Below are 24,050 nucleotides of genomic sequence, written 5' to 3' on the forward strand. Positions count from 1 at the left end.
GTCATGCCGCTCGACATCATCCTGGGGCTGACGGTGGCGGTGCTGCTGCTGGCCTATCTGCTCAAGGCGCTGCTGCGCCCCGAATCCTTCTGAACGGGGGACCGGCTGATGACCCTCGACCTCGTCCAGTTCGTGATCCTCTGTGCCCTGCTGCTGGCCCTCGCCTTGCCGCTCGGCCACTACATGGCCCGCGTCTTCACCGGAGAGGCGCAGTTCCTGGCGCCGCTCGAAAACGCCATCCTTGGCCTCACCGGCGAGACCAGGCCGCAGCCGCAGCGCTGGCAGGCCTATGCGCTGTCGCTCCTCGCCTTCAACGCGGCGGGCTTTGCGCTGCTGTTCCTGATGCTGCGCTACCAGAACCTGCTGCCGCTCAACCCGCAGGGCTTCGACGGGATGCCGGCGCATCTCGCCTTCAACACGGCGATCTCGTTCGTCACCAACACCAACTGGCAGTCCTATGGTGGCGAGACGACGCTCTCGAACCTCAGCCAGATGCTCGGCCTGACGACGCAGAACTTCGTCTCCGCCGCCAGCGGCGCGGCGGTCGCGGCGGCCGTCGCGCGCGGCTTCGCCGCGAAGCAGACCCGCGTGCTCGGCAATTTCTGGGTCGATCTGACCCGCACCACGCTCTACATCCTGCTGCCGGCCGCGCTCGTCCTGGCGCTCGTGCTCGTCGCGCTCGGCCTGCCGCAGACACTTGCCGGTTCGTTCGACGCCACGACGCTGGAAGGCGCCAAGCAGAGCCTCGCGATCGGCCCGGTCGCCAGCCAGATCGCAATCAAGCAGCTTGGCACCAATGGCGGCGGCTTCTTCAACGTCAATTCGGCGCATCCCTTCGAGAACCCGAATGCGCTGTCGAACCTGCTGACGACGATCTCGATCCTGCTGATCCCGGTCGCGTTCTGCTTCACCTATGGCCGGCTGGTCGGGGATCGCCGACAGGGCCGCGCGCTGTTTGCCGCCATGGCGGTGCTGTTCCTCGCCGGCTTTGCCGCGATCTATGGCGCCGAGCGGCTGGGTAACCCGCTGCATGCCGGGCTCATTGATCCGACCGCCGGCAACATGGAGGGCAAGGAGGTCCGCTTCGGCATCCTCGCCTCGACGCTCTGGGCGGCGGCGACGACGGCGGCCTCGAACGGCTCCGTCAATGCGATGCTCGATTCCTTCACGCCGCTCGGCGGGCTCGTCGCGATGCTCAACATCCAGCTCGGCGAGGTCGTGTTCGGCGGCGTCGGCGTCGGCCTGACCGGCATGCTGCTCTTCGTCATCATCACGGTCTTCCTCTCCGGGCTGATGGTCGGGCGCACGCCGGAATATCTCGGCAAGAAGATCGAGGCGAAGGAGATCAAGCTGGCGGCGCTGACCCTGCTGGTCATGCCGCTGGGCATCCTGGTCTTCGCCTCGCTGGCGATCGCGACCGGCCAGGCTCAAGGCGCGGTGCAGGACGCCGGCCCGCACGGGCTCTCGGAGCTGCTCTACGCCTACACCTCGGCGACGGGCAACAACGGCTCGGCCTTCGCCGGCTTTACCGCCAACACGCCCTGGCACAACAGCTTCCTCGGCATCGCCATGATGCTCGGTCGCTTCGGTTACATCATCCCAATCCTGGCGATCGCCGGCAGCCTCGCGGCCAAGCGCCCCGCGGCCGAGACGGCCGGCACCTTCCCCACCCATGGGCCGCTCTTCGTCACGCTGCTGGTGGCGACGATCCTGATCGTCGGCGCGCTCACCTTCCTCCCCGTCCTCGCTCTGGGCCCGATCGCGGAACACGTCTCGATCCGGGCCGGGCAGAGCTTCTAGAGGTCCCCATGAGCAAGCATGCTCCCACCGAGATGGGCCTGTTCTCGCCCGTCATCCTCAGGCCTGCGATCCTGCAGGCCTTCCGCAAGCTCGATCCGCGCAGCCTGGCGCGCAACCCGGTCATCTTCTCGACGGCGCTGGTCTGCGTGCTCGCCACGGTCCTCGTCATCCGCGAGGGACTGACCGGGGGGCCTGTCTTCTGGATCGGCCTGCAGATCGCGATCTGGCTGTGGTTCACCGTGCTCTTCGCGAACTTCGCCGAGGCCGTCGCGGAAGGGCGCGGCAAGGCGCGGGCCGACGCCTTCCGCTCGACCCGCTCCTCGGCGCTGGCCAAAGTGCTGGTCGATCCGGCCAACCGCGTCGTCTACGGCACCAAGGAGGTCGAGCTCGTCGAGCCCGGCGAGGTCATCCTGATCGAGGCCGGCGACATCGTGCCGACCGATGGCGAGATCATCGAGGGCGTCGCCTCGGTCGACGAAAGCGCCATCACCGGCGAATCCGCCCCGGTCATCCGTGAATCGGGCGGCGACCGCTCCTCGCTCACCGGTGGTACGCGGCTGGTGTCGGACTGGCTCGTGGTGCGCGTCACCGCCCGCCAGGGCGAGACCTTCCTCGACCGGATGATCGCGCTGGTCGAGGGCGCCAAGCGCCAGAAGACCCCCAACGAGATCGCGCTCGACATCCTGCTGGCGGCGCTGACGCTGGTCTTCCTCTTCGTCGTGGTGACGTTGCCCTTCTTCGCCTCCTGGTCGGGGACGACGCTGCCGGTGATCTATCTCGCGGCGCTGTTCGTTACGCTGATCCCGACCACGATCGGCGGGCTGCTCTCGGCCATCGGCATCGCCGGCATGGACCGGCTGGTGAAGGCCAATGTCATCGCCAAATCCGGCCGCGCGGTCGAGGCCGCCGGCGACATCGACGTGCTGCTTCTCGACAAGACCGGCACGATCACCTTCGGCAACCGCATGGCCCATGCCTTCGAGCCGGCGGCCAACATCAGCGAGCGCGATCTCGCCGAGGCCGCCTTCCTGGCCTCGCTGTCGGACGACACGCCGGAGGGCAAGTCGATCGTCGAACTCGCCGCCAGGCGCTTCGGCTTCGATGCCTCAGCCGGGCAGGGCGCCGTCTTCGTGCCCTTCACCGCCCAGACCCGCATGTCCGGCGTCGATCTCCCCGACGGCCGCGCCCTGCGCAAGGGCGCCTCCGACACGATGGCGAAGCTCACCGGCGGCGCGCTCACGGCCACCGTCGAGCAGGCGGTGCGCAAGATCGCCTCCTCGGGCGGTACGCCGCTGGTGGTGGCGCGCGACAACGACGTGCTCGGCGTCGTCCATCTCAAGGATGTGGTGAAGCCCGGCATCCGCGAGCGCTTCGCGGAACTCCGCCGCATGGGCATTCGCACGGTGATGATCACCGGCGACAATCCGCTGACGGCGGCGGCCATCGCGGCGGAAGCCGGTGTCGACGACTTCCTGGCGGAGGCGACGCCGGAGGCCAAGCTCGCGCTGATCCGCAAGGAGCAGGCGGACGGCCGGCTGGTGGCGATGTGCGGCGACGGTTCCAACGACGCGCCTGCTCTGGCGCAGGCCGATGTCGGCGTCGCCATGAACTCCGGCACGCCCGCCGCCAAGGAGGCCGGCAACCTGATCGACCTCGACAGCGACCCGACGAAGCTGATCGAGATCGTCATGGTCGGCAAGCAACTCCTGATCTCGCGTGGCGCGCTGACGACCTTCTCGATCGCCAACGACGTCGCCAAGTATTTCGCCATCCTGCCGGCGCTGTTCGTCACCGCCTATCCGGGCCTGGCGGTGCTCGACGTCATGGGGTTGGGCACCCCGCAATCGGCGATCCTGTCGGCCATCATCTTCAACGCGCTCGTCATCGTCGCGCTGATCCCGATCGCGCTGAAGGGCGTGCGCTATGCCCCGGCCTCCGCGGCCTCGCTGCTCGGCCGCAACCTGCTCGTCTACGGGCTTGGCGGGCTGATTGTGCCCTTCATCGGCATCAAGGCGATCGACCTGATCGTCGACCTGCTCCACCTCGCCTGAGGAGAGAGATCATGACCTCCTATCTGCGTCCCTCGCTCGTCCTGCTCGGCCTGTTCAGCGTCCTGACGGGCGCCGCCTATCCCCTCGCCGTCACCGGGGTCGCCCAGGCCGTGTTTCCGGCCAAGGCAAACGGCTCGCCGGTGATGAAGGACGGCGCCGTGATCGGCTCGGCGCTGATCGGCCAGTCCTTCACATCGGATCGCTATTTCCATGGCCGCCCCTCGGCGACCTCCGCGCCCGATCCGCAGGATGCATCCAAGACCGTGGACAGCCCCTACAACGCTGCGAACTCGACCGGCTCCAATCTCGGGCCGGGCTCCGCAACGCTGAAGACAGCGATCATCGACCGGGTCGCCGCATTGGGTGGCGGTCCGCAGCCGGCCGATCTGGTGACGGCGTCGGGCTCGGGCCTCGATCCCGACCTCTCGCCGCAGGCGGCGCTCGCCCAGGTGGCGCGCGTCGCGAAGGCCCGCGGCCTGCCGGAGGACAGCCTGCGCCGCCTCGTTCAGGAGCAGGTCGAGCCGCCGCTGCTTGGTGTCCTCGGCGAGCCGCGGGTCAATGTGCTGGCCCTCAATCTCGCGCTCGACAGGCTCGCGCGCTGATGCTCTGGTTGCCCGCGCATGCCCAGCCCGCAAGACGATAGGCCCCCGCCCGAATCCTTCCTCGCCGGGGCGCGCGGCGAGGAGGAGGCGGGCGCCGGCCGGCTCAAGATCTTCCTCGGCGCCTCGCCGGGGGTGGGCAAGACCTTCGCGATGATCGAGGAAGCCCGCCTGCGCCAGCGCGCGGGCCGCGATGTCGTCGTGGCACTGGTCGAGACGCATGGCCGGGCCGAGACGGCGGCGCTGCTCGACACCCTCGAGCAATTGCCGCGGCGGCAGGTCGAGTATCGTGGCCAGGTCCTGAGCGAGCTCGATCTCGACGCCCTGCTCGCGCGCCGGCCGGCGATCGCCCTGATCGACGAACTGGCCCACACCAACGCGCCGGGCTCGCGCCATCCCAAGCGCTGGCAGGATGTCGTCGAGGTGCTCGACGCCGGCATCGACGTCGTCACCACGCTGAACATCCAGCATGTCGAGAGCCTCAACGATGTCGTCGCCCGCATCACCGGCGTGCGCGTGCAGGAGACGGTGCCGGACCAGATCCTGCAGCGGGCCGATCAGATCGAGCTGATCGACCTGCCGCCCGAGGAGCTGATCAAGCGGCTCGAGGACGGCAAGGTCTATGTGCCCCAGCAGATCGGCCGGGCGCTCGACAACTTCTTCGGCAAGGGCAAGCTGACGGCGCTGCGCGAGCTCGCCTTGCGCACGGCCGCCAGCCGCGTCGATGCCGAGATGCTCGACTGGATGCAGGCCCATGCCGTCAAAGGTCCGTGGCCGGCGGAGGAGCGGCTGCTGGTCTGCATCAACGAGGCGCCCGTCGCCCGCAGTCTCGTGCGCGCCGGCAAGCGCATGGCCGAGCGCGCCCGCCTGCCCTGGATCGTCGCGACGGTCCTGACCCCCCGGCACGAGGCGCTTCCCTCGGATGCGCGCGCCGTCACGGTCGAGGCGCTGCGCCTGGCGGAATCGCTCGGCGCCGAGACGGTGGTGCTGCGGGCGGAGACGGATGCCGCCGGCGAGATCCTGCGCTATGCTCGCCAGCGCAATGTCTCGCGGCTGGTGATCGGGCGCCCGCGCTCGCAGCGCTCCTGGTGGCAGCGGCTGGCCGGCGCCTTCCGCGAGCCCGTCGCGGACCGTCTCCTCGACGACGCCACCGATTTCGAGATCACCGTCGTGACGCCGCATGCGCGGATCGAGCGGCGCAAGGCGGTCGCCGGCCCCTGGCTGCATGGACCCTGGCAGGCTTACGCGACGGCCTTCGGGGCGATCGCCGTGGCGACCATCCTGGCCCTGCCGATCTCGATCTGGGAGGCGGTGCCGGGCGGCGCGATCTCGGCGATCTACCTGATCGCGGTTCTGATGGTCGGAGCCCGCTGGGGGCTGGGGCCTTCGCTGGCGGCGGGCGCGCTGGGGTCGCTGGCCTACAACTTCTTCTACACGCCCCCCTATTACTCGCTGCACATCAGCCGCTCCGAGGATGTGGTGTCGATCCTGGTGTATCTGCTGGGCGCGCTCTTCACCGGCACGCTGGCCGGGCGCCTCAAGGCCCAGGTCGAGGCGATGCGCGCCGCGCAGCGGCGCACCGAAACCCTCTACGATTTCGCCCGCAAGATCGCCTCGGCCACGCAGACCGACGACGTTCTCTGGGCGGCGGCCTTCCACATCGCCGCGACGCTGGACTGCCAGTCGCTGATCCTGATGCCGGATGCGGCGGGGGCGCTGCAGCAGGTGCAGGGCCACCCCACGATCGAGGATCTCGATGCCCGCGCCGAGGGCGCCGCGCGCTGGGCCTTCGAGAAGAACGAGCCGGCCGGAGCCGGCACTGCGACGTTGCCCATGGCCGAATGGCTGTTCGTGCCGCTCGCCACCGCCAGCAGCATTCTGGGTGTGATCGGCGTGCGCTTCCGCGACCGGCAGCGCGGGCTCGACCCCGAGACGCGGCGCCTGCTGCTGGCGGTCGAGGATCAGGTCGCCGTGGCGGTGGAGCGGACGCGGCTCGCCGGCGAACTGGCGAATGCCCGCGTCTCGGCCGAGGGCGAGAAGCTGCGCGGCGCGCTCCTGAACTCCGTCAGCCACGATCTGCGCACGCCGCTGGTGACGGTGATCGGCGCCGTGTCGAGCCTGGCCGAGACCGATGGCGTCCTCGGCGCGGCCGACCGCCGCGAGCTGACGCTGACGGCCCTCGACGAGGCGCGCCGGCTCGACCGCTATGTCCAGAATCTGCTCGACATGACCCGGCTCGGCCATGGCGTGCTGGCGCCCAAGCGCGCGGCGGTCGATCTGCGCGAGATCCTCGGCGTCGTCCGCAATGATCTCAAGCGCGTGCTCGCCAGCCACGGCCTCGTCATCGAGACGCCACGCGACCTGCCGCCGCTCCATGTCGACCCGGTGCTGATCGGCCAGGCCATCGCCAACATCGTCGAGAACGCCGCCAAATACGCGCCGGCGGGAACGTCGATCACGATCACCGCGCGGGCCGACGGCGCCATGGCCGAGATTGCCGTGACCGACGAGGGGCCGGGCATCCCCGAGGCCGAGCGCGAGCGCGTCTTCGACCTGTTCCACCGCGTCGCGGAGGGGGATTCGCGTCCGGCCGGCACAGGGCTCGGCCTGTCCATCGTGCGCGGACTGGTCGAGGCCCATGGAGGGACGGCTCGGGCCGAGGCGGGGTCCGGTGGACGCGGCGCCGCGATCGTGATCAGGCTGCCCTTCGCCCCTGCCTGCAGCGACCTCTCCGAATGACCGAGCCCAAGCCCGCCCGCATCCTGGTGATCGACGACGAGGCGCCGATCCGGCGCTTTCTCGCGATCGTGCTCGGCGCCGGCGGCTTCGAGATGCTGGAGGCCGATCGCGGCCGTCTCGGCGTCGAGCGGGCCGCGACGATGGCGCCCGATGCAGTGCTGCTCGATCTCGGCCTGCCCGACATGGACGGCAAGGCGGTGATCCAGGCGATCCGCGAATGGTCGAGCGTGCCGATCCTCGTGCTGTCCGTGCGCGATGCCGAGACCGAGAAGATCGCGGCGCTCGATGCCGGCGCCGACGACTATGTGACCAAGCCGTTCTCGACCGGCGAGTTGCTGGCGCGGCTGCGGGCGCTGCTGCGCAGCCGCGGCGAGCGCAGCGCCGAACCGGCGGCGATCCGCATCGGCGGGCTCGAGATCGATCTGGCAAGCCGCACGGTCAGCGTCGACGGCCTGGCCGTCAAGCTGACGCGCAAGGAGTTCGACGTCGTCGCGCTGCTGGCGCGCAATGCCGGCAAGCTGGTCGGTCACAAGCAGTTGCTGACGACCATCTGGGGGGCGGCCCATGCGGCCGACACCCATTATCTGCGCATCGCTGTCGGCCATATCCGCGAGAAGATCGGCGACGATGCCGCCGATCCGCGCTTCATCGTCACCGAACCCGGTGTTGGCTACCGGCTCGTCGATACCCGCAGCCCCGTCGGCTGACTTGATCTCAATTGTCTTGGGAAACCAGCAAAAATGCTGGTGCTGCGAGAGAGGATTGAACTCTCGACCTCACCATTACCAATGGTGTGCTCTACCACTGAGCTACCGCAGCAGGATCGTCGGCCGGGGTGTCCTGCGGTCGCCGGGGCGAGGGGCAGGGCGGGCGTCGTTCCGAAGCGGCGTCCTGATGCCACAAGCGCCGGGTGGACGCAACCCACATCGTCGCAGCGCACACGAGATGGTCCCGGCCCTGCGGTCCGCCGTCGGCGCGAGGCCGGGCCGCCTGTGTTCAATCCGGCAGCAGCCGCCGCGGGTCGATGCGGAAGAGGCGGGCGTCGCCCAGGAGATGGGCGCTGAAGCCCGGCCCCAGCAGCGGGCGAAAGGCTTCGTCGCGCAGGTTCAGGCCGCCGGCATAGGCGCCCATCGCCGGCATGACGCAGCGCCGGGACGACAGCGCAAAACAGCGCCGCCGCAGCGCCCGCCCACGCATCCTGATTTTGGCCGCCGGGTGGAGATGGCCGGCGATCTCGAAGCCCGTCTCCTGGGCGTCGGGCTCATGGCGCAGGGTGACGCCGCGCAGATCGACCGTTGCGGCGCTGTCGCCCCCCATCGCCGCGCCGATCTGCGGGTCGTGATTGCCGGTCACCCAGAGCCAGTCGCGGCCCGCCTGCAGCCGCTGCAGCGTCGCGCGGTTGTCCTCGCCGAGGCGGATGTCCGCCTCGCGGTCGTGGAAGCTGTCGCCGAGCGCGATGACGCGGGCCGGCGCATGGCGGGCGATCGCGGCCGACAGCGTGGCCAGCGTCGCCGCCGAATCATAGGGCGGCAGGAAGACGCCGCGCCGCGCATAGGAGGAGCCTTTTTCGAGATGCAGGTCGGCGACGACGAGCGTGCGCTCGTCGGGCAGCCAGAGCGCGCCCGAATGGTCGGGCACGACCACGAGCCGGCCGAGCAGGAAGACCGCCTCGGTCGCTCCTTGGTCGCTCGCCGCCACTGCGTTCACGCCATCGCCTCTTCGGTCAGCATCGCCTCGGCCTCCGCCAGGATCTCGTCGGCCGCCTCGCCATAGACCGCTTCGCGGCCGATCTCGAGCATGACGGAGACGCCCAGCGGCGACACATGATCCAGCGGCTGATGCACGATTCGCCCGCTGATCCGTGTCAGCATCTGGCCCAGGCGCTTGATGTCGAGCAAGCCCGTCGCGGCATCTGCGCGTGCGGCCTTGAGCAGCACATGCTCGGGCTCGTGCCGGCGCAGCACGTCGTAGACCAGGTCGGTCGACATGGTGACCTGCCGGCCGTTCTTCTCCTGGCCCGGAAAGCGCCGCTCGATCAGGCCGGCGATCACGGCGCATTGCCGGAAGGTGCGCTTCATCAGCGCCGATTCCGCCAGCCACTCCTCGAGATCGTCGCCCAGCATATCCTGCGAGAACAGCTCGTCGAGGCTCAAGGCCCCGCGCGCGATCGCCGCGGACATGTCGCCGAGCCCCCAGCAGGCCATGCCGTAGTCGTTGCAGACGAAGCCGAGCGGCCGCATCCGCGCGCGTTCCAGCCGCCGCGTCAGCAGCATGCCGAGCGTCTGGTGAGCCAGCCGCCCCTCGAAGGGATAGGCGACGAGGTAGAACCGCCCGCCGCGCGGGAAGGTCTCGACGAGCAGCTCGCCGGGCTGGGGCAGGCGCGATTTCAGCCGCTGCGCATGCAGCCAGGAGGAAACCTCATCGGGCAGGCTGTCCCACTCCTTCGGGTTGGCCAGCATGGCCCGCACGCGCGCGGCGAGAAAGGTCGAGAGCGGGAACTTGCCGCCATTGTAGGAGGGGATCTTCGGGTCGGTGCCGGGCGGGGCGCGCGAGCAGACCGCCTCATTGCCGGTGATGCCCTCGAAGCGCAGCACCTCGCCGGCGAAGATGAAGGTGTCGCCCGGCGTCATCGTCTCCGCGAAATACTCCTCGACCTCGCCGAGCACGCGCCCGCCGCGCGTCACCTGCGATGGCTGGCCGGGCTTCCCGGCGCGCGCCCGTCCGAGCCGCACCTTGAGCATGGTCGATTCGACGATGGTGCCGACATTCATGCGGTATTGCTGGATGATTTGGGCGTTGCTGGCGCGCCAATGCCCGGCCTTGTCCTGCCGCAGCTTGGCGAAACGCTCATAGCTCTTCAGCGCGTAGCCGCCGGTGGCGACGAAGTTCACCACCGCGTCGAAATCGGCCCGCTCCAGCCCGGCATAGGGCGAGGCGGTGCAGACCTCGCGATAGAGCGCCTCGGAGTCGAACCCGTCCGAGCAGGCGACGCCGAGAACATGCTGGGCGAGCACGTCGAGCGCCCCGATGCGGGCATCCGCCGTGTCCTGCGCGGCCTCCGCCACGGCGTCGAGCGCCGCGCGGCACTCCAGCAGCTCGAAGCGGTTGGAAGGGACGAGCAGCGCCTGGGAGGGCTCGTCCATGCGGTGGTTGGAGCGGCCGATGCGCTGCATCAGCCGGCTTGCGCCCTTCGGCGCACCGACATTGACGACGAGGTCGACATCGCCCCAATCGATGCCGAGATCGAGCGTCGCCGTGCAGACCACCGCCTTCAGCCGCCCCTCGGCCATCGCCGCCTCGACCTTGCGACGCTGGGTGGCGTCGAGCGAGCCGTGATGCAGCGCGATCGGCAGATTGTCGTCGTTGATCGTCCACAGCGCCTGGAAGGCGAATTCTGCCTGCATGCGCGTGTTGACGAAGACCAGCGTCAGCTTGTGAGCCTTGATGGCCGCGTAGATCGCCCCCATCGCATGGCCGGTGGTGTGGCCGGCCATCGGCAGGCGGGTCGGCGTCTGCAGGATGCCGATGCGGGCCGCCGCCCCGCCTTTCACCGTCACCAGCCCGGCCGGCGTCTCGCTGCCGCCGAGGAAGCGCTGCAGATCGGCCGGCTCGCGCACGGTGGCGGAGAGCCCGACCGCGCTGACCTGCGGGGCGAGGCTGCGCAGCCGCGCCAGATCGAGCGAAAGCAGGTCGCCGCGCTTGGAGGTGACCAGCGCATGCAGCTCGTCCAGCACGATCCGGCGCAGGCTGGCGAAGAACGGCGCGGCGTCGCGATGCGAGACCAGCAGCGCGAGCTGCTCGGGCGTCGTCAGCAGGATGTCCGGCGGCGTGCGGAGCTGGCGCGTGCGCTTGGCGGCCGAGGTGTCGCCGGTGCGGGTCTCGACCGTGATGGGCAAGGCCATCTCGCGGATCGGGGCATCGAGGTTACGCGCGATGTCGACGGCGAGTGCCTTCAGCGGCGAGATGTAGAGCGTGTGCAGCCCCTCGCGCTTCCCCTCACGCTGGGACAGCTCGACCAGCGAGGGCAGGAAGCCGGCGAGCGTCTTGCCGGCGCCCGTCGGCGCCACCAGCAGCGTCGAGCGGCCCGCGCGGGCCTCTCCCAGCAGGGCCAGCTGATGCGGTCGCGCGCTCCAGCCGCGGCTGGCGAACCAGCCCGTGAAGGCGGGCGGAAGAGCGGGGAGGGTGGCCATGCAGGCCAAAGATAGGGGGTGGTGAGGGAGAACGAAAGGGGAATAAGGCGGGTGGGCCCGCTATGGGTCGCAAAGTCGAGAGCGGCATCGCCGGGCGACGTCGAGATGGCCGCGATCGACCCAAGGCGGGCATTTGATTGATGCGGTGCGGGTAGCTAATTTCCGGACGCCAAGTCATTGGGCCGGGTCAAGATGATGCAGCTTCTGATCGAAGAGATGCGAGTTCGACTGCGCAAGTTGGAGCGAGGAGAAATCGATAGCTCTGCAGCCGCTCTGTCCGAGGCCGACGTTCAACGCTGGAGCGCTTCGTTCACTGCCGGCGACGTGGATGAACTCTTTCGACGCATCGCCGACGCCCTGGCTCGCGGCTTTCATCGCGGAGAGATCGAGTTCGAGTTGGGCGACTTTATCGCCAATGGTCTCCATTGGCCGATGGTGGACCGCGCGAGCGAAGGGGTACCCGTGCATCCGCTACTTTGGGACGTATTCCTCGCGTTCGACGCGGGGGAATTCTCCTCATGTGGCGAGGATCCGATTGAAGCTAAAACAGCACCGATGATTGCAGAGATTGTCGCCCGATTGGACGCGCAGGCACCCAGCGCGGCATGACCGCTTTCGACCCTTTGCGGACATCACAGCAATTCGATCCGTTCGCCGTTCGTGACCAAGATAATGGATTGGCAGCGCCATAGAACGCTATCGTCAATGTGGTCGGCTATCTGGTAGCTGGCCAGATCATGCTGGTCGGCTCGGACATCAGCTATGAACAGCGACATTTGATGGGTGTTCAAGGCTTCGAAATTCGTTGCGCTGAGCCGGTGCATTCTCAGGGCGATAAGGCCGGATCCGCTCAGCCTCAATCTGGCATCAATGCTGTCTCCGACCCTGGCGAAGGTGAGCGACGCGACATCCGTGTGGCGCCGCAGGACCGCGTTGACGCGATCGATCAATATCTGCCGTTCGCTCACTATCGTCACTCTCCACCGGCCGGCCAACGGCAAACGACCTATTCTAGTACCGCTTGCGCCCCCAAGCGGACCCCCCTCACCGCTTCTCGGCCACCACCAGCAGGCCGGGCACGGCCACGCCGCGATCCTGCCGTGTGCTGACGGCCTCGGTCGCCAGGACGGTGAAGCCGGCCGCCTCGAGCCGCAGCCGCAGCCAGGTCTCCGCATGCGCGAACCGCCGATCCGCCCCGACGACGACGCCCTCGCCCTCATGGCTCTGCACGGTGAAGGCGAACAGGCCGCCGCCGCTCAGCACGCGCGCGCTCTGGGCGAAGGCGGGCGCGAGTTCGCCGAGATAGACGAAGACATCCGCCGCGAGCACGAGATCGGCGCCGGCATCCGGCCGACTGGCCAGGAAGGCGGTCAGGCCGGCCACGGCGAGCTTGTCGTAGAGCGGCGAGCCATCGCCTTTCGTCTTGGCCCGCGCCCGCTCGATCATGCGGGGCGAGACGTCGCAGCCCGCGAGAAAACCGCAGGCGTCGCGGATCGCCTCGCCCATCAGCCCCGTGCCGCAGCCGAGGTCGAAGGCGGTCGCGAACCGCATCGGCCGGCCGGCGTTGTCGCAGAGGCGAGCCAGCGCGGCCCGCATCAGATCGGGAGCGTTGTAATGCAGGGCCTGGGTGAGGTGGCTGTCGAAGCGCTCGGCATAGCCGTCGAAGAGCGTGCCGGAGAAATTCTCGGAGGTGGCGTCCTCCGCCGGCATCGCGCCGATGCGGGCGAGGTCGAGCCGCGCGCCGAAATGGTCGTTGGGGTCCAGCGTCAGGCATTGCCGCCAGGCGGTCGCCGCCTCTTCCCTGTGGCCGAGCGCCTCCTGCGCGAGGCCGTAGAGATGCCAGGCGGCGGTGAAGTGGTAGGCTTGCGCCAGGGTCTGGTCGAGGATCTCGACACAGGCCTGCGCGTCTCCCTCCTTGAAGGCGGCTTCGGCCCAGCCATAGCGGCGGTCCAGCGTCGGATCGCCGGAACTGGCAGAATGCGCGGTCGGGGCCTTTTCGATCATGCGCGCGGGTCTATCTGAGGAGTATGACGCTGGCCAGACGCAACGCGCCGGGGACGATGCGCCCCTCCGATATGCTGATCCCGACGCCGGCCGGCCTCTGGTGCCCTCCGGCCGATGTCTACATCGACCCGGTGCGGCCGGTGGCGCGGGCGCTGATCACCCACGGCCATTCCGACCATGCCCGCGCCGGTCATGGCGCCGTGCTGGCGACGCGCGAGACGCTCGCGATCATGGCGCTGCGCTACGGCGAGGGCTTCACCGGCCAGCGGCAGGAGGCCGTGCCGGGCGAGACGATCCGCATCGGCGCGGTGAACTTCACCTTCGTGCCGGCCGGGCATGTGCTGGGATCGGCCCAGATCGTCGTCGAATCCGGCGGCCTGAGGATCGTCGCCTCGGGCGACTACAAGCGCGAGCGCGACCCGACCTGCGCCGGCTTCGAGCCCGTCCCCTGCGACATCTTCATCACCGAGGCGACCTTCGGCCTGCCGGTCTTCCGCCACCCGCCGGCCCATGCCGAGGTCGGCAAGCTCCTGGAATCGGTCCGGGTCTTTCCCGAGCGGACCCACATCGTCGGCGCCTATTCGCTGGGGAAGGCGCAGCGCGTCATGGCCCTGATCCGCGAGGCCGGATACGACCGCCCGCTCTATCTCCATGGCGCGATGGAGAAGCTGACCGAGTTCTATCTGTCGGAGGGCGCGCAGCTGGGCGAGGTCCGCAAGGTCGTCGCCGCGGAGCGCAAGACGCTGGGCGGCGAGATCGTCATCTGCCCGCCGAGCGCGATCCAGGACCTCTGGGCCCGCAAATTCCCCGACCCCGTCACGAGCTTCGCCTCCGGCTGGATGCGCATTCGCGCCCGCGCCCGCCAGAAGGGCGTCGAGCTGCCTCTGATCGTTTCCGATCATGCGGATTGGGACGACCTCCAGGCCACCATCCGCGAGACCGGTGCGGGAGAGATCTGGGTCACCCATGGCGAGGCGGACGCGCTCGTCCACTGGTGCACGAGCGTCGGCCTGCGCGCCAAGCCGCTGCATCTGGTGGGCTATGGCGACGAGGGCGAGGTGGATGCCGTCGCGGAGGGCGCCGATGCAGTCGCCGTCTGAGGCCGGGGCCCTACTTCGTCTGCGCGACGACAGGGCGGCCCGACGCCGTGAGCGAAACCAGCCCCGCGGCCATGTCGCGGGCGAGGCAGTCATAGCCCGCATCGCTCATGTGGAAGCTGTCCGCCGCGAGCGCGGCCCGGAAGGCCTGGGCATCGGCCTCGTGCCATTCCCGCATCGTCTCGTAGCGCGTGAAGACGGGCACGCTTTCGCGCTTGGCGACCTCGGCGATCGCCTCGACATAGCTCTGGTAGCGCGCCGGCTCCCGGATGCCGGGGAAATACTGCGGGTCGAGCAAGGCGAGGCTGACGCCGGCCTGCTTCACCACGGCGATGCCGTCGGCGATCATCGCCCGGAACGCCGCCATGTCGCCGCCGCGCACCGCGTCATTGGTGCCGACCTGCCAGATCACGAGGTCGTAGCGGCGCTCGGTGAGGGCCTTCTTCAGCCGCGCCAGCGTCTCGGGGGCGATCTCGCCGCCGATTCCGGCATTGGCGACCGTCACCTGCATGCGCGGCCAAGCCGTCGACAGCAGGGTCTGCAGCCGCGCGGGATAGCTCCTGTCGCGGCTGGTGGCGCCGACGCCCTCGGTCGAGGACGAGCCGATCGCGAGAATCTCGAGCTTGCCGCCGACGGCGACGCGCGGCGCAAGCGCCGTCAGCTTGTGGTTCGGCGCGACGATCGGCGTTTCGCGGCAGATGAAGGAGCCGGCCTGGGCGGCGCCCGCAAGCGCCGTCGCCATGGCGATGGCGAGGCCCGTGACCCGGATGGCGATACGCATCGGCAGCAGTTCCCCCTCAGCGGAGAGCAGCGTGCCGCCCCGTTCATGAATGGAAACTGAATGATGCGCCGCACCGACCGTCGCGTTCTCGAACAGGCCTCACAGCGCCGGCGGCGGGCCTCGTGAACCGTTTCGCCTGGCTCCTCGACCGGCTGGCCTATGAGCCGCGCCGCAATGCCAAGCTCGCGCTGATCGCGGATTACCTGCGCAGCACGCCCGATCCCGACCGCGGTCTCGCCCTGGCGGCGATGACGGGCGGGCTCGTCTTTCCCAACGCCAAGGCCGGGCTCGTCCGGGCGCTGATCGCCGAGCGGACGGACCCGGTGCTGTTTGCACTCTCCTACGACTATGTCGGCGATCTCTCGGAGACGGTGGCGCTGATGTGGCCGGCGCGTCGGGGGGCGAACGACGTGCCCCATTTGCCGGACGTCGTCGAGGGCCTGCGTAGCGTCGGCAAGACCGAGTTGCCGCGCCTCGTCGCCTCCTGGCTCGACGCGCTCGACGAGACCGGCCGCTGGGCGCTGCTGAAGCTGATCACCGGCTCGCTGCGCATCGGCGTCTCCGCGCGCCTCGCGAAGACGGCGGCCGCCAGCCTCGGCGGCATCCCGGCCGACGAGGTCGAGCAGGTCTGGCACGGGCTGGAGCCGCCCTATGCCACGCTCTTCGCCTGGCTGGAGGGCAGGGGCCCGCGGCCCGAGGCGACCGATCCTGCCCCCTTCCGGCCGGTGATGCTGTCGCACCCGATCGAGGACGGCGATTTCGAGAAGATGAACCCGGCCGAATTCCAGGCCGAGTGGAAATGGGACGGCATCCGCGTCCAGGCCGTCACCGGTACGCGGCCCGATGGCGAGCGCGTCACGCGTTTGTTCTCGCGGACCGGCGAGGACATCGCGGCCGCCTTCCCGGACGTGGTCGAGGCGCTGACGCTGGATGGCACGCTCGACGGCGAACTGCTGGTGCGGCGCGAGGCGGCAGTCCAGAGTTTCAACAGCCTGCAGCAGCGGCTCAACCGCAAGAGCGTGACGTCCAAGATGCTGCTCGAGCACCCCGCGCATATCCGCGCCTATGACCTGCTCGTCGATGGTGAGGACGATCTGCGCGAGCTGCCGCTCTCGGCGCGCCGGACGCGGCTGGAGGCTTTCGTGGCCCGCCTCGCCAGCCCGGTCGTCGACCTCTCCCCGCCGATCGCCTTCAGCGACTGGGAGTCGCTGGCCGCCGCGCGCGCCGACCCTGCGGCTGCGGGCGCCGGCGCCGATGCGGAAGCCGTCGAGGGCTGCATGATCAAGCGCCTCGATTCGCCTTATCTGCCGGGCCGCCCCAAGGGCCATTGGTGGAAGTGGAAACGCGAGGCCAGGCTCGTCGACTGCGTGCTGATGTATGCCCAGCGCGGCCACGGCAAGCGCTCGTCCTTCTATTCGGATTTCACCTTCGGGGTCTGGCGCGCCGGTGAAGGCGGGGCGGACGAGCTGGTGCCGGTCGGCAAGGCCTATTTCGGCTTCACCGACGAGGAACTCGTCGAACTCGACCGTTATGTCCGCAAGCACACGCTCAACCGCTTCGGTCCCGTGCGCGAGGTCACGCATACGCGCGACAGCGGGCTCGTCTTCGAGGTCGCCTTCGAGGGGCTGCAGCGCTCGACGCGGCACAAGTCCGGCGTCGCCATGCGCTTTCCCCGCATCAGCCGGATTCGCTGGGACAAGCCCCCGCTCGAGGCCGACCGGATCGAGGCGCTGGAGGCGCTGCTGCCGCCGAATGGCTGATTGCGCACCGGCACGCGATGGTTCACAGCCTGCCGGGTCGGCGGCCGCTCGCGCCGATGGCTTGAACCGGTGTCCGATTGAGGCACAATGCGGACCGGGCATGAGGATGGGATCCCATGAAACGACAGCCGTCGACACGGATCGTCATCGCGGATGATCATCCGCTCTTTCGTGGCGCGCTCCGGCAGGCGGTCTCGACCGCCCTCGAAGGCGCTGATGTCAGCGAGGTTGGCTCGCTGGAGGCGCTGACCGAAGCGCTGGACAGCGGCGGCGACGCCGATCTTGTCCTGCTCGATCTCACCATGCCGGGCGTGCAGGGCTTTTCCGGCCTGCTCTTCCTGCGGGCCGACCATCCCGAGATCCCGGTCATCGTGGTCTCCGCCAATGACGACCCGGCCGTGATCCGCCGCTGCATCGAGTTCGGCGCGCTCGGATTCCTGCCCAAGACGGCCGATGTCGAGCAGATGGGCGAAGCGATCCGGGCCGTGCTCGACGGCGGCGTCTGGACGCCGCCGGGGGTCGATCTGACGGCGCCCGTCGATGCCGAGACCGCGACGATGGTGCGCAACCTCTCGACGCTGACGCCGCAGCAGGTGCGCGTGCTGATGATGCTGTCCGAAGGGCTGCTGAACAAGCAGATCGCCTATGAGCTCGGCGTCTCCGAAGCGACGGTGAAAGCCCATGTCTCGGCGATCCTGACCAAGCTCGACGTCGACAGCCGCACCCAGGCCGTCATCGCCGCCGCCAAGATCGCCGGAACCGCCTGGGCCACGGCCGGGGCCTCCGCGACCTCCTGATCCGCGAGCGGGTTGACAGCCCGTTCAGCCGGGGTTCAACCATCCGGGCGCGTGATGGGCGCGGATCGGGGACTTGCTTGACCATGGCCAATGGCAGGATCGAACGCTTTCTCGGCGGCTCGCCGCTCGGCGTGCTCGTGCGGCTGCTCTTCATCTCGCTGCTGGTCGGGGCCGCCATGGCCTTTCTCGGCCTCTCGCCACGCGCCCTGTTCGAGGCCGCGGCGCGCTTCGTGCGCGCTCTCGGCGATCTCGGCTTCGGCGCCCTGAGCGAGGTCGGCCAGTGGATCATCGGCGGCGCGCTCCTCGTCGTGCCGCTCTGGCTGCTGTCGCGCCTGTTCGCCGCGCGCCGCTGAGGTCAGCCCGGCAGCGCCCGTAGCGCGGCCCCGAGGCACACGATCAGCATGATGGCCGGCAGGGCCCAGCGCAGATGCAGGCGCAAGGCCGCCGCCTCGCCGCTCCAGCGGCCCTGCGGGCGGGCGATGGCCACCGCCAGCACGATCTCGAACATCAGCACGGCGACGAGATAGAGGTAGCCGAGCGAGATCATCTCGGCGATCGGGGTGTTCAGCGAGATCGAGCCCGGAAAGCTCGATTCGAAGGTGAAGCTGATCGCCGCCAGCGCGAGCAGCGACGAGAAGATCAGCCCACCCTTGTCCTGCTCCTTGAGCCCGGGCGACCACAGCACGAAGAGCGACACCGCCAGCACCGCCATGATCGGCACGAAGACGCGCAGGATGTAGCGCTGGGCGTCGCGCGCCATGGTGACGGTGGCGTTCAGGCGCGAATAGGAACGCGCGTTCCAGCCCATCGCCAGGTCGTTGGAAAAGCGCAGGCCGAGCGGGCGCCAGTCGACGACCGACGGCGTGGCGTCGACGCCCGAGAACTGCCGGTCGGCCTCGGTGGTGACGATCACCGCCTCCTGCTGCGGATAGCGCGGCAGGGACAGCGACAGCGTCAGCCGCTGCTGGTCGAAGGGAAAGGCGTCCATGTTCATGCGGAAGCGGAAGTCGCTCTCGAACCGCTCGATCAGCATGACCTCGCCATGGGCGTGGACCGACAGCGCGACGCTGCGCGAATCCTTGTCGCCGATCTGGTTGTCGAGCGTCAGCCCGGGCGTCCAGATCGTCTTCAGATACTCGTCCGCCTCGTCCCCGACCCGGTCGTCGCGGGCGAGGCCACGCGCGATCGCGTCGAAGGCCAGGCGAGGGTCCTGCCAGCGCTGCGTCAGTTCGACCTGGAGGCGCCCCTGGCCGGCGACCTCCTTGATCTCGAGCACGTTGAGCACGCGCAGCGCGACCCGCACCCGCACCGGCAACTCCACTCCCTGCGGCAGCGTCGTGCGGGCGCCGGGCGCGGCGTCTTCGGCGGGGGCCATCCCCGCTGAGGCGAGCAGCAGCAGGGCGATCAGGACGAGCCGTCGCATCACGCCTCGCGCCGCCGGCGGGCCAGGACGAGGAAGCCGACGAAGGCCAGGATGCCGCCGCAGAGCGCGATGACCCAGAGTTCCGTCATCAGCCGCCGCCAGTCCGAGCCGGGCTCCTGCTTGAGCATGATCGCCATGCCGATCAGCCGGCCGGAGAAGTCCACCAGCGGCTGGGCCATGACACCGTAGGACTGGCCGTCGATGCGCCGCGTGCCGATCTCGACATCGCGCACGGGCCGGGTCGGAAAGGCCCGCAGGAAACGGCCGAAGAGCATCTCGTCGGTCGCCGCCATCAGGGTGAGATCGCCGACCGAGGGCAGCTTCGGGTCCAGCGCGACGCCGCTCAGCGACGAGGCCGCCACCACCGCGATGTCCGTATTGGTCGCGGTCTTCACCAGATCGAGCAGCGGCCGGATGTCGAGCCCGGCCTCGACGCTGCCGGTGAGGGTGCCGTCCTGCTCGACGGGCGCGACGCCGCGGATGCCGATGCCCGCGATCCCGATCTCGACCCCGGTCTGCGCCCGTCGCAACCGATTGGCGGCGACGACCATGGCGCGGAAGCCGGAGATGTCGTCGCCATGCTGCTCCGGCCGGTGCATGCGCAGCAGGTAGCGCAGATCCGGCGAGTGATAGCCGAAGATCTGCACGCTCGCCTGGCGGCTGAGATATTGGTAGGCGTCCTTCGAGAGGGCTTGCAGGCGGGCCCGGTCGCCGGCCGCCAGCGCCTCGCGGATCTGCGGATTGCGCGCGAAGGTTTCCGCCAGCGCCAGTGAGAACTTCGCGGCCTGGTCGAAATTGGTGTCGAGCAGCGACCCGACGAGACGCATCTGTGCCGCACGGTCGCGGTCCGCCACCCGCTCGACGCTGTCGTGCTGGTGCCAGAGCATGGCCCCGAGAATGAGCGTGATCAGCAGGGCGGGCGCGAACGCGCTCGCCGCGAGCGTCTTCCAGTCGAGTTTCGGCAAGGCCAGGCCCTTCGCTATCCAGCCGCTCCGAGGCGGCGATGACGGCGGCAGGCATCTCGCGGCACAGGGTGCGTCAGGCCCGATAGGCCAGGTCGGCGGCGGCGGCAAGAGGCCGCAGCCGGGATCGCCGCCTCGGAGCAGCTAGAGTCCCTTTCCGGCCGCGATGGCGGCGGCATCGCGCCCGACCAGGGCGGCGAGCTTCGGCAGCCCGGCCCGACGTGCCTCAGCCGCGAGGCCGGCCTTGACCGTCTTCACCAGCCCCGGCCCCTGGAAGACCATCGCGGAATAGAACTGCACGAGATCGGCCCCGGCGCGGATCTTGGCGAAGGCGGTTTCCGCCGAGTCGATGCCGCCGACGCCGATGAGCGGGAACTGGCGTTCGACCCGCAGGAAGGCCTCGGCGAGCAGGCGCGTCGAGGCCTCGAAGAGCGGCTTGCCGGAGAGGCCGCCGGTCTCCGTCTTCGCCGGGCTGCGCAGGCTGGCTGGGCGCGCGATGGTGGTGTTGGAGACGATCAGCCCGTCGATATGGCGGCGCCGGGCCACCGCGATCATGCCGTCGAGTTCCGGCAGGGTGAGGTCGGGCGCGATCTTCAAGAGCATCGGCGTCGGTCGCCCGCCCGCCGCCGCCTCGTCGCGCGCCTCGATCGCCCGGGCGATCAGGTCGTCGAGCGCCGCTTCCGCCTGCAGGTCGCGCAGGCCCGGCGTATTGGGCGAGGAGACGTTGACGGTGACGAAATCGGTGAGCGGCGCGAGCCTGCGCGTCAGCACCGCATAATCCGCCGCGCGGTCGGCTGATTCCTTGTTGGCGCCGAGATTGACGCCGACGATGCCGCCGCGCGCACGCCGGGCCGCCAGCCGCTGCGCCACGGCCTCCATACCGTCGCTGTTGAGACCGTAGCGGTTGATCACGGCGGCGTCCTCGACCAGTCGAAACACGCGCGGCCTGGGGTTGCCGGGCTGGGGCAGGGGCGTGACGCCGCCGACCTCGACGAAGCCGAAGCCCAGGCCGAGTGCCCCGTCCACCGCCTCGGCATGCTTGTCGAAGCCCGCCGCGAGACCGACCGGATTGGAGAAGGACAGCCCGAAGGCTTCGGTGGCGAGCACCGGATCATCCGGGGCCGGCCGAAGCGAGGGCGCGGCCGCCAGCGCCGCGACCGTCAGCCGGTGGGCGGTCTCGGCATCCATCTTGTGGATCAGCGGCCGGGCGAGGTTGAACAGGGAGCCGATCACGCGACGTCCTCCGGAATGAGGTGGGCGCCATTCGGCCTCAGGGCGAGCGGCGCCACCCAGCGCACGTCCCGCGTCCCGAGCGGCGCGTAGAGATGCGGGAACAAGTCGCCGCCCCGCGAGGGCTCGTAGCGCAGCGCCGCGCCGAGCTTGTCATCCTCGACCGCGATCAGGAGCAGATCCTGCTGACCGGCGAAATGCTTCGCCACGGTCTCGCGGAGCTGGGCGCCGGTCGAGAAGTGGATGTAGCCGTCGCTGAGATCGATGGCGGCGCCGTCGAAGCGCCCTTCGGCTTCGGCCGCGCGCCACAGGCTGTCGGGGCAGATCTTGTAGATGAGCGGCACGGGCGACCTCGGCGGATGGTGGCTGCGGGACGGCTTAGCGGCTGTCAGGAGGCTTCGCCAATTTTTATCGCTGCCCGGGTCAAAATCAGATTGAAGTCTCATGGATTAGGGGATATTTCCTATCGTTATCCCCGGCTGACGGCAACATCCCTGCGAGGCGCACGCGGTGCTCTCCCACGATCAGATCTGGACCGCGATCGACGCGCTCGCCCAGCGCTATGGCTTCACCGCCTCGGGCCTGGCCCGCAAGGCCGGCCTCGACGCCACGACCTTCAACCGCTCCAAGCGCATCGGGCCCGACGGGCGCGAGCGCTGGCCCTCGACCGAATCGATCGCCAAGATCCTGGCCGCCACGGGCGCCTCGCTCGAGGAGTTCATGAGCGTGGTGATGCGGCGCGGCGCGGCGCCCTCGCGCACGATCCCGCTGATCGGCTTCGCCCAGGCGGGCTCCGGCGGTTTCTTCGACGATGGCGGCTTTCCGGTGGGCACGGGCTGGGAGGAGGTCGCCTTCCCGGGCGTCGCCGACGAGAAGGCCTATGCGCTGGAGATCTCCGGCGATTCGATGCTGCCGCTCTACCGCGACGGCGACACCATCATCGTCTCGCCGACGGCGACCGTGCGGCGCGGCGACCGCGTCGTCGTCAAGACCGTCGAGGGTGAGGTCCTCGCCAAGCAGCTCAAGCGCCAGACCGCGAAGACCGTCGAGCTCGCCTCGCTCAACCCCGAGCATGGCGACCGCGTGCTGCCCCTTGCGGAGATCGCCTTCATGGCGCGGGTGATCTGGGCGAGCCAGTAGTTCGGGCTGGGTCTCTCAGGCGCTGGCCGACCGGGGCGCCGGCAGCGTCACCTTGAACACGGCGCCTGTCTCGGACGGCTCCAGCGCGATCATGCCGCCATGCAGCCGCACCAGCTCGGCCGCGATGGCGAGCCCGAGCCCCGTTCCCCCCGGCGTCACCGAGCCACGGAAGGCCTGGAAAAGGTTGGCCCGTGCCCGCTCGGGCACGCCCGGGCCGTTATCGGCGACGCGCAGGACGACCGAGCCGTTGTCGCGCTCGGCCCGCACGGCCAGCATCGGCCTCAGCCCGGCTTCCGCGCCGGCCTGTGTCAGCGCCTGAACCGAATTGCGCATCAGGTTGAGCAGGACGCGCGCCATCTGGTCGGGATCGCAGGGGGCGACCAGATCGCTCGGGACCTCGTTGGCGAAGCTGACCAGCGCCGCCTCGGCGAGGCCCAGCATCTCGGCCTGCTCGGCCACGAGCTGGCGCAGGGCCACGTCCTTCAGCACGGGAGTGGCCTCGGCCGCCCGGCCATAGGCCAGCGTCGCCTGGCAGAAGTCGATCGCGCGCCCGAGTGTCGCGATCAGCCGCGGCGCGAAGCTCTTGATCTTGGCGTCGCGGGTCTCGGTCAGCCGGTCCGACATGAGTTGGGCGGCAGCCAGCATGTTGCGCAGGTCGTGGTTGATCTTGCTGACCGCGAGCCCGAGCTCGGCCAGATGTTTCTTGGTCCGCAACTCGCCCGCCAGCGTCATCTGCATCCGCGCCAGTGCGCGCTGCGCCTCGCCGATCTCGTCGGCCCGTTGCGTCGGCTCGATGATCCGGTGCGGATTCTCCGGGTCGATCTCGAATTCCATGACGTTGGCGGCGAGCTGGCGGATCGGGCCGACGATCATCCAGTTGAGCGCGAGATAGACGGCGACCGCCGTCAGCCCCGAGATGATCAGCGAGATCACCAGCAGATTGCCCGAGAATTTCAGCAGCGCGTGCCGCAGTGGTGCTTCGTCGATAACGATCTCGACGAAATCGGCCCCGCCGACCGCCTCGCCGATGACGCGGATCGGCATCTGCGCCGGCGGCATCACCAGCGTTTCCAGCGCGTCGCCGATCGCCTCGGCCCAGCCCATGCTGCGCAGGTCGACCGTGCGGGAGACCGCCGCGGGCGGCATCGAATCGAGGCTGAGCAGCCGCCTCGCACCGCCGACGCGCGCCGCGATCGCGCGGGCGCCGACGCCCATCAGCAGGCGGTTCTCGCTGCCCTCCGGCAGGCCGTCCTGCGGCGCCCCCTCCAGCACCAGCACGGCGATCTGCGCCGCCGCGAGCCGGTCGTTGAGCCAGTTGCGCCGGAAATTGGCGACGGAGGGCAGGTAGATCAGCACCTCCGCCAGCATGACGAACAGCACCGTCAGGACGAGCAGCTTGGCGGACAGGCCGAGCCGCGTCAGCCCGCGCGGCAGGCTGATCGAGATCTGTTCCCTGTCGGGCAACTGAGGCTGCATC

22 protein-coding genes and 1 tRNA gene are annotated in these 24,050 nt (G+C 69.5%); 12 read left to right on the plus strand and 11 right to left on the minus strand.

Annotated features, from left to right (window positions below; genetic code table 11):
- The first annotated feature begins 3 nt into the window (after nucleotides 1-3).
- Genes kdpF through BSY19_RS10080 form a run of 6 tightly spaced genes read left to right on the plus strand, consistent with a single transcriptional unit; the run spans nucleotide 4 to nucleotide 7,896 of the window.
- A complete protein-coding gene (gene kdpF, locus BSY19_RS10055) occupies nucleotides 4-93 on the plus strand; it encodes a K(+)-transporting ATPase subunit F (protein ID WP_069054050.1) in 90 nt (29 codons plus the stop codon).
- A 15-nt stretch (nucleotides 94-108) separates the two neighbouring features.
- Complete coding sequence (gene kdpA / locus BSY19_RS10060; RefSeq protein WP_083247516.1) at nucleotides 109-1,800, plus strand: potassium-transporting ATPase subunit KdpA; 1,692 nt, start codon at nucleotides 109-111, stop codon at nucleotides 1,798-1,800.
- Between the two features lie 8 nt (nucleotides 1,801-1,808).
- Complete coding sequence (gene kdpB / locus BSY19_RS10065) at nucleotides 1,809-3,851, plus strand: potassium-transporting ATPase subunit KdpB (protein ID WP_069054051.1); 2,043 nt, start codon at nucleotides 1,809-1,811, stop codon at nucleotides 3,849-3,851.
- Nucleotides 3,852-3,862: 11 nt separating this feature from the next.
- A complete protein-coding gene (kdpC, locus tag BSY19_RS10070; RefSeq protein WP_069054052.1) occupies nucleotides 3,863-4,453 on the plus strand; it encodes a potassium-transporting ATPase subunit KdpC in 591 nt (196 codons plus the stop codon).
- An 18-nt stretch (nucleotides 4,454-4,471) separates the two neighbouring features.
- Nucleotides 4,472-7,189, plus strand: a complete 2,718-nt coding sequence (locus BSY19_RS10075; protein WP_069054053.1) for a sensor histidine kinase — start codon at nucleotides 4,472-4,474, stop codon at nucleotides 7,187-7,189.
- Entirely contained in the window at nucleotides 7,186-7,896 is a 711-nt protein-coding gene (locus BSY19_RS10080; protein ID WP_069054054.1) for a response regulator, read from the plus strand. Before BSY19_RS10075 ends, BSY19_RS10080 begins: the two co-directional genes overlap by 4 nt.
- Nucleotides 7,897-7,933: 37 nt before the next feature.
- Here BSY19_RS10080 and BSY19_RS10085 read toward each other — a convergent pair.
- The 3 genes from BSY19_RS10085 to BSY19_RS10095 all read right to left on the minus strand — a co-directional run bounded on the left by BSY19_RS10085 (nucleotide 7,934) and on the right by BSY19_RS10095 (nucleotide 11,379).
- Nucleotides 7,934-8,008 (minus strand) — tRNA-Thr (locus BSY19_RS10085).
- Between the two features lie 177 nt (nucleotides 8,009-8,185).
- Nucleotides 8,186-8,896, minus strand: a complete 711-nt coding sequence (pdeM, locus tag BSY19_RS10090; RefSeq protein WP_236840503.1) for a ligase-associated DNA damage response endonuclease PdeM — start codon at nucleotides 8,894-8,896, stop codon at nucleotides 8,186-8,188.
- On the minus strand, nucleotides 8,893-11,379 hold the full coding sequence (locus tag BSY19_RS10095) for a ligase-associated DNA damage response DEXH box helicase (RefSeq protein ID WP_069054056.1): 2,487 nt from the start codon (nucleotides 11,377-11,379) through the stop codon (nucleotides 8,893-8,895). The genes pdeM and BSY19_RS10095 overlap by 4 nt, the downstream gene beginning before the upstream one ends.
- 192 nt (nucleotides 11,380-11,571) lie before the next feature.
- On the opposite strand from BSY19_RS10095, the gene BSY19_RS10100 reads away from it, so the two are divergent.
- The gene (locus BSY19_RS10100; protein WP_171905119.1) at nucleotides 11,572-11,988 is read left to right on the plus strand and encodes a hypothetical protein; all 417 of its coding nucleotides are present in this window, start codon (nucleotides 11,572-11,574) and stop codon (nucleotides 11,986-11,988) included.
- 23 nt (nucleotides 11,989-12,011) lie between these two features.
- Here BSY19_RS10100 and BSY19_RS10105 read toward each other — a convergent pair whose 3' ends face one another.
- The gene (locus BSY19_RS10105; RefSeq protein WP_069054058.1) at nucleotides 12,012-12,347 is read right to left on the minus strand and encodes a hypothetical protein; all 336 of its coding nucleotides are present in this window, start codon (nucleotides 12,345-12,347) and stop codon (nucleotides 12,012-12,014) included.
- Between the two features lie 76 nt (nucleotides 12,348-12,423).
- A complete protein-coding gene (locus tag BSY19_RS10110) occupies nucleotides 12,424-13,383 on the minus strand; it encodes a class I SAM-dependent DNA methyltransferase (RefSeq protein ID WP_069054059.1) in 960 nt (319 codons plus the stop codon).
- Between the two features lie 23 nt (nucleotides 13,384-13,406).
- On the opposite strand from BSY19_RS10110, the gene BSY19_RS10115 reads away from it, so the two are divergent.
- Nucleotides 13,407-14,483: a ligase-associated DNA damage response exonuclease gene (locus BSY19_RS10115; protein WP_236840504.1), complete on the plus strand. Its 1,077-nt coding sequence runs from the start codon at nucleotides 13,407-13,409 to the stop codon at nucleotides 14,481-14,483.
- A gap of 10 nt (nucleotides 14,484-14,493) precedes the next feature.
- Here BSY19_RS10115 and BSY19_RS10120 read toward each other — a convergent pair whose 3' ends face one another.
- The gene (locus tag BSY19_RS10120; protein ID WP_069054060.1) at nucleotides 14,494-15,261 is read right to left on the minus strand and encodes an SGNH/GDSL hydrolase family protein; all 768 of its coding nucleotides are present in this window, start codon (nucleotides 15,259-15,261) and stop codon (nucleotides 14,494-14,496) included.
- A 122-nt stretch (nucleotides 15,262-15,383) separates the two neighbouring features.
- Between BSY19_RS10120 and BSY19_RS10125 the strand changes: the two genes are divergently transcribed.
- The 3 genes from BSY19_RS10125 (at nucleotide 15,384) to BSY19_RS10135 (ending at nucleotide 18,171) form a co-directional block, all read left to right on the plus strand.
- Entirely contained in the window at nucleotides 15,384-17,021 is a 1,638-nt protein-coding gene (locus tag BSY19_RS10125) for a cisplatin damage response ATP-dependent DNA ligase (protein WP_069054061.1), read from the plus strand.
- A gap of 116 nt (nucleotides 17,022-17,137) precedes the next feature.
- The gene (locus tag BSY19_RS10130; RefSeq protein WP_067996465.1) at nucleotides 17,138-17,818 is read left to right on the plus strand and encodes a response regulator; all 681 of its coding nucleotides are present in this window, start codon (nucleotides 17,138-17,140) and stop codon (nucleotides 17,816-17,818) included.
- Between the two features lie 83 nt (nucleotides 17,819-17,901).
- Nucleotides 17,902-18,171 (plus strand): DUF6460 domain-containing protein, encoded by a 270-nt coding sequence (locus BSY19_RS10135; RefSeq protein WP_069054062.1) that lies wholly within the window; start codon nucleotides 17,902-17,904, stop codon nucleotides 18,169-18,171.
- Nucleotides 18,172-18,173: 2 nt separating this feature from the next.
- Here BSY19_RS10135 and BSY19_RS10140 read toward each other — a convergent pair whose 3' ends face one another.
- From BSY19_RS10140 to BSY19_RS10155, 4 genes are all read right to left on the minus strand, one after another.
- Nucleotides 18,174-19,241: a ligand-gated ion channel gene (locus BSY19_RS10140; protein ID WP_069054063.1), complete on the minus strand. Its 1,068-nt coding sequence runs from the start codon at nucleotides 19,239-19,241 to the stop codon at nucleotides 18,174-18,176.
- The gene (locus BSY19_RS10145) at nucleotides 19,241-20,206 is read right to left on the minus strand and encodes a cache domain-containing protein (protein ID WP_083247517.1); all 966 of its coding nucleotides are present in this window, start codon (nucleotides 20,204-20,206) and stop codon (nucleotides 19,241-19,243) included. The genes BSY19_RS10140 and BSY19_RS10145 overlap by 1 nt, the downstream gene beginning before the upstream one ends.
- Before the next feature lie 141 nt (nucleotides 20,207-20,347).
- The gene (locus tag BSY19_RS10150) at nucleotides 20,348-21,436 is read right to left on the minus strand and encodes a quinone-dependent dihydroorotate dehydrogenase (RefSeq protein ID WP_069054064.1); all 1,089 of its coding nucleotides are present in this window, start codon (nucleotides 21,434-21,436) and stop codon (nucleotides 20,348-20,350) included.
- The gene (locus tag BSY19_RS10155; RefSeq protein ID WP_069054065.1) at nucleotides 21,433-21,777 is read right to left on the minus strand and encodes a DUF952 domain-containing protein; all 345 of its coding nucleotides are present in this window, start codon (nucleotides 21,775-21,777) and stop codon (nucleotides 21,433-21,435) included. The genes BSY19_RS10150 and BSY19_RS10155 overlap by 4 nt, the downstream gene beginning before the upstream one ends.
- Nucleotides 21,778-21,943: 166 nt before the next feature.
- On the opposite strand from BSY19_RS10155, the gene BSY19_RS10160 reads away from it, so the two are divergent.
- On the plus strand, nucleotides 21,944-22,573 hold the full coding sequence (locus BSY19_RS10160) for a S24 family peptidase (protein ID WP_069054066.1): 630 nt from the start codon (nucleotides 21,944-21,946) through the stop codon (nucleotides 22,571-22,573).
- A gap of 15 nt (nucleotides 22,574-22,588) precedes the next feature.
- Here the strand turns inward: BSY19_RS10160 and BSY19_RS10165 are convergent, their stop codons facing one another.
- Entirely contained in the window at nucleotides 22,589-24,049 is a 1,461-nt protein-coding gene (locus BSY19_RS10165; RefSeq protein WP_069054067.1) for a sensor histidine kinase, read from the minus strand.
- Nucleotide 24,050 lies beyond the last annotated feature (1 nt).

It is taken from the genome of Bosea sp. RAC05 (assembly GCF_001713455.1).
Lineage (GTDB): Bacteria > Pseudomonadota > Alphaproteobacteria > Rhizobiales > Beijerinckiaceae > Allobosea.